The 5,287-nt window shown below is 47.7% G+C and carries 4 protein-coding genes; 1 reads left to right on the forward strand and 3 read right to left on the reverse strand.

Translation table 11 applies throughout. The features are described from left to right. From MHN01_RS15565 to MHN01_RS15575, 3 genes are all read right to left on the reverse strand, one after another. Positions 1 to 885 (reverse strand): trans-2-enoyl-CoA reductase family protein (locus tag MHN01_RS15565; RefSeq protein ID WP_239412182.1); only part of this gene is annotated, 885 nt, incomplete at its 3' end. 97 nt (positions 886 to 982) lie between these two features. Continuing rightward, the gene (locus MHN01_RS15570) at positions 983 to 2,575 is read right to left on the reverse strand and encodes an acyl CoA:acetate/3-ketoacid CoA transferase (RefSeq protein ID WP_239412183.1); all 1,593 of its coding nucleotides are present in this window, start codon (positions 2,573 to 2,575) and stop codon (positions 983 to 985) included. A 223-nt stretch (positions 2,576 to 2,798) separates the two neighbouring features. Further along, positions 2,799 to 3,710 carry a LysR family transcriptional regulator gene (locus MHN01_RS15575; protein WP_239412184.1) on the reverse strand — a complete coding sequence of 304 codons (912 nt, stop codon included), beginning with the start codon at positions 3,708 to 3,710 and terminating at the stop codon, positions 2,799 to 2,801. Positions 3,711 to 4,154: 444 nt separating this feature from the next. Between MHN01_RS15575 and MHN01_RS15580 the strand changes: the two genes are divergently transcribed. After that, the coding region (locus MHN01_RS15580; RefSeq protein ID WP_239412185.1) for a GntP family permease at positions 4,155 to 5,287 on the forward strand (1,133 nt) is incomplete at its 3' end.

A 5,287-nucleotide genomic window follows, 5' to 3' on the forward strand; every position in this document is an offset into this window, starting at 1 on the left:
CTTAAACAGTGCCAGAATATAGGGTGAAAACGCCGGGATGAAGACGCTGGCCTTGGTCACCAATGCCTTACAAACCGAGACATACGCCTCTCCGCCAATCCGGGCCAGTTTGTCATTCAGTAAATCACCGGTGGCATGAAGGTGAGTTTTTGCTCTGCCCAGCGTCCCTTTATGATAAATCGGATAAGTTGCTTCAGGCCCAATATAAGAATAGGCAACGGTTTTACAGCCGTCGGCCAGTACGCCGGCTTCCGACAGGATATCTATCCAGCTTTCCCAGTCCTCACCGCCCATGACCTTTTTCGTGGCTTCAATTTCTTCTTCTGTGGCGGTATCTATGGTCATCGGCTCCATGGTGTCGGTTTCGATATTAATCGTCGGGCCGGTAACCGATTCGCCGATCGTCTTGATCGACGAGCGCCACATTTCGCCCGTCTCGGGATCGGGTCTCACTCCCGTTGCCAGGCTATAGACAACCAAATCAAGCTTGCCGCCAAACTCCGCCTTGATATAGTCAATCACCTGTTGTCTCATCGACGTCGAAAAGGCATCACCGACAAAGTTCTTGCCAATAAGACCTTGTTTCTCAGCCTCTTCACGAAAAAAGATATTATTATACCAACCAGCCGTTCCGACCCCCTTCTCGCTTGGCCCACGTTCAAATGAGACCCCGATAGTGTCAGCATTCGAGCCGCCGAACGCCAATGCGATACGCGAGGCCAACCCAAACCCGGACGAAGCACCGAGAACCAGCACTTTCTTGGGACCGCCAACAATCGGCTCTGCCGAGCTGACGTAATTAATCTGGTTTCTGATCGCCTGCTGACAGCCATACGGGTGCGCAGAGCGTGCAACGACCCCTTTCACAACAGGTTCAATAATCATGGGTTACTCCTAACTATACAAATTCGGTTTTCGGGGGCATTACTGTGGTTACACCTTGCCACAAGGTCACTCGTTATGTCACCTGCTCAAATTTTAACTAGGCCGCAAAGCCTGCTTTTATCGCATTAAAACGCAGTGTTTCTATACTGAGCCCCATCGGTGGCTCGCAAAAAATACGCTCATCCATCAACCTCAACTCAGGGCTGATAACCGGGGTAAACGCCATCTGCGCCAGAATATCCCGTTCCAAGTCGACTCCGGGAGCAATCTCGACAAGCTCAAGGCCCTGCTCGACCAACCTGAAAACAGCCCGCTCGGTAATATACAACACTTCTTTGCTATTCTTCCGGGCCACATCAGCGGCAAACGTAACCTGCTGCACCTGTCGAATAAACTTTTGAATATGTCCTTCTTGCACTATCTGCAACCGACCATTTCCTGTTTTGACATTCAACTTTCCGGCAGTAAAAGTCCCGCAGAAAAACACCTGCTTGGCGTTCTGGGTAATATTGATAAATCCACCGCAACCCGCAATTTTCGGCCCGAACCGGGAAACATTGAGGTCTCCGTTCTGGTCGCACTCGGCCAGCCCCAGAAACGCCTGATCGATCCCACCACCATCATAAAAATCGAACATCTGATCCTGAGTGATCACAGCCTCAGGGAAAGCTGCCGCCCCGAAGCTTAAACCACCAGCAGGCGTGCCACCGATCGCCCCGGGCTCTACCGTTGCAATCATTTGATCGGTGATCCCCTCCTCATCGGTCACGGCAGCGATCACTTCCGGCACACCGATACCGTAATTAAGGATGGCCCCCTGACTCAGCTCCATCGCTGCCCGGCGAGCGATGATTTTTTTTACGTCAAGCGGACGAGGCCGGGACACCCGACTTACAGCTTCACCACGACCGCAATAGGCCGGGTTCATTGGCTCGGCAAATGTCTGCATGTGACTATCGTCATCGGCAACGACAACGGCATTCACAAAAATACCAGGGATACGTACCTGCTGCGGATCCAGCTCTCCGACTTTGACGAGTTTCTTAACCTGGACAATCACCGTGCCTCCCATATTGGTAACCAACTGGGCCGCAGCCAGATTTTCCAGAAACAGACACTCATCTTCCATGGTGATATTGCCGTTCTCATCTGCCGTGGTTCCTCTGAGCAGCGCGACATTGGCATCAATGCGCTTATAAAAAAGGTAATCCTGTCCATCAATATCAATCAACGATACCCGATCATCGCCTGTCACTTCATTGATCTTGCCGCCGCCTCCGCGAGGATCAATATAGGTTCCCAACCCGACATGGGATAACGTTCCCGGCTTACCGGCAGCCGAGTCACGAAGCAGTTGGGCAATCACGCCCTGCGGGAAGTTATAGCCGGCAATTAGGTTTTCGTTGGCCAGTTTCTGCAACCGGGGGATCAAGCCCCAATGCCCGCCGCACGCCATGCTAACCATCCCGGGATATGACAAATGATTAACCGCCCGGCCAATGCCATCCCCTTGTCCGGCGGTAAAATACAACTCCAGGCGGCGGGGGTGTCCACTAGACAGAAAGCGCTCCCCAACCGCCTTCTCAATAGCTTCCGGTACTACCGCACCAATAAACCCACCTAAAATCACTTTATCTCCATCATTGATCAAAGATGCCGCTTGCTGGGCCGATAACACTTTTACCTTCATCGAATTTTCCTTCAAAGCCTGAATCTAGGAAGCAATATCGACTCTTAGCAAGGCGATATTGATATGATGGATAGAGTGTATGGGCTCAAAATTAATGAAAAAATAGGCAATATACGGAAAGATAATTGCAATATCGGGCTAATTAATACGCCGCTTATGAACTAAATAACAAGCCTTTCTGGCTGGCCGCAATAATAGTGATGCAATATACAGAGCAGAGAGATTATATCTGTTCTTCGCTAATTTCTCGCACGCGCTTAATCAGATAATCTTTAAAATTGGCGCAACGGACGGGCATCTGTTTGCGCGGACGAAAATACAAGCTGAACTCAAAATCACTATTAATATAATCATCAAGGACAGGCACCAACCTTCCATCCTCAAGCTCTTCCTTGATCAAGGTAACTGGAAGATAGGCAATACCGCCCCCCGTTAAGGCAACCGTTTTTAAAAACTGACTATCTTCAACTTCGACCGTCTGAGCAATATCAACAGTAGTAAATTCGCCGTCTCGCTCAAAGACCCACTTATTGCCCCCAACCAACGTCGAGGCATACAGACAGTTATGTCTTTTCAAGTCTTCTGGCACTTCAGGCTTAGAAAACATTTCTATATAACTGGGCGCACAACACGCTGTGAGCGGATAGCGCAACAAAGAACGCTTGACCAACAGACTGTCTTTTTCCTGAAACCCCTGATAAACAGCAATGGCGCGAATGGCAAAATCAATTTCATCAATATGATCCATATCGAATGCGGTTTCGATTACCCGAAAGGTAACATGAGGATGATCGAGCAGATACTCACCGACAATTTGACTCAGAAAGTTCTTCGCAAACAGCGGTGTGCTCGCAATACGTATCACTCCTCGATCATCATTTCCAAGATTTTGGATTTCTGTAAAGATATCTTCAATTTCACTATTTACGTCATCAAAGCGCTCAAATAGACGCAGTCCCGCCTGAGTAGGCACAACCTTGCGGGTAGAGCGTTTAAGCAGACTTACACCCATATTGTCTTCCAGCTCTATAATCCAGCGACTGCCAGCTGATGCCGAAATACCATACTGACGAGCAGCTACACTGAACGAACCAGTGCGAACAACATAGAGAAAGTAGACAATCTTATCTAACATAGAGGCACCGTGATTATTGCGCAAACAGGATAGACTATTTTATATACGGATTAATTTTAATTTTCGACAAAGAGTTATCAAAACTCATACATCTGATCGCATAAAATGAAAACTAAAGAAATATACACATCACCAAAAAGAAACCAATCACTAGTTATCTTTCATCATATCAATAATATTCACCGAACGACTCATTTTAATTACGGCTTTCTAAGCAATATAGTTTTTCGAGATTTACGATAAACACTTCTATACATTCCCTAAATTTAAATACCCAGCAGAAAGGACACAGGTTTATCCCAAATCCTCATAATTGAAATGCGTAAATGAAGGTAAAACATCCCCTTCCTATCGCTTAGCATAACGTTTTAAATACATTTGATTAACAAGCAATCTATCAAGAAAAGGACTTCTTTTCTTGCCGTGAACATGTCGAGGGAAATAATGACATTAAGTATTTTGGGTATCTTTGCATCATTAATTATATTGATGGTGCTGGCCTATCGCGGTGTGTCTGTGATAGTTCTCGCTCCGCTAACGGCAATGCTAGCCACCATTTTTTCCGGTGACTTTCCAGCCATTGTGGCCTATACAGAAATATTCATGAAAGCGATGGCCGGTTTTATCGCGCTATATTTTCCAGTCTTTCTGGTTGGTGCAATATTCGGGCATGTGATGGGCGTATCTGGCGCTTCAACCGCTATTGCCAACTTCATCTCAGCCAAATTCGGTAATGACAGGGCAATACTGGCCGTTGTCTGCGCGACGGCTCTGTTGGTATACGGCGGAGTATCCCTGTTTGTTGTCGTCTTCGCGATTTACCCCATTGGCGTTTCTATCTACAAAAAAGCAGACGTGCCCAAGCGCTTGCTGCCTGCCTCGATCGCTCTCGGTGCCTTTACTTTCACAATGACAGCCTTACCCGGCTCCCCGCAATATATCAATACGATGCCAATCCCCTACTTCGGGACAACAATTTATGCGGCCCCGCTCCTAGGCATTATCAGCTCTGTGATCATGATGACACTAGGCATATTATGGCTAACCCGACGAGCCCGAAAACTTAATGCTGCCGGTGAAGGTTATGGGGTTCACAACGCCGATAAAGAGATCCAATATAACGACAATACCAAACTACCGGGTTTTGTATTAGCCATTGTCCCTATTCTGCTCATCTTTATCCTTAACTTCGCGCTTACCAATTGGTATTTCATCGAATTTGCCGCCAACTACCTCCCAGCCATGAAAGCATTGGGGAAAAGCCAGATCAACGGAATATGGCCGGTGGTCATTTCACTGGCTGTCGCTATCGTAGCCAGCTTTATTTTGTTTCGGGCCTATATCCCCAGCCCCAAAAAGCAGCTGGAAAAAGGTGCACTGGGTTCCTTGCTGCCAATTATGAATACCGCTTCCGAAGTCGGTTATGGCGGCGTTATCAAGGCGCTGGCTGCATTCTCTGTTTTGCAGGCAGGCATTGTATCAATGGACATCTCGCCGATTATCAAGGTAGCTATCTCGACGACTTTATTGGCCGGCGTAGTCGGCTCTTCTTCAGGCGGAACAGCTCTGGCTCTAGA

Origin of the sequence: Photobacterium sp. OFAV2-7, from assembly GCF_022347985.1 — a bacterium.
GTDB lineage: Bacteria > Pseudomonadota > Gammaproteobacteria > Enterobacterales > Vibrionaceae > Photobacterium.

What these genes read in the sequence shown, in the direction of transcription:
- MHN01_RS15575 (WP_239412184.1), bottom strand. Translation starts at nt 3,710, where the DNA reads ATGTTAGATAAGATTGTCTACTTTCTCTATGTTGTTCGCACTGGTTCG.
- MHN01_RS15570 (WP_239412183.1), bottom strand. Translation starts at nt 2,575, where the DNA reads ATGAAGGTAAAAGTGTTATCGGCCCAGCAAGCGGCATCTTTGATCAAT.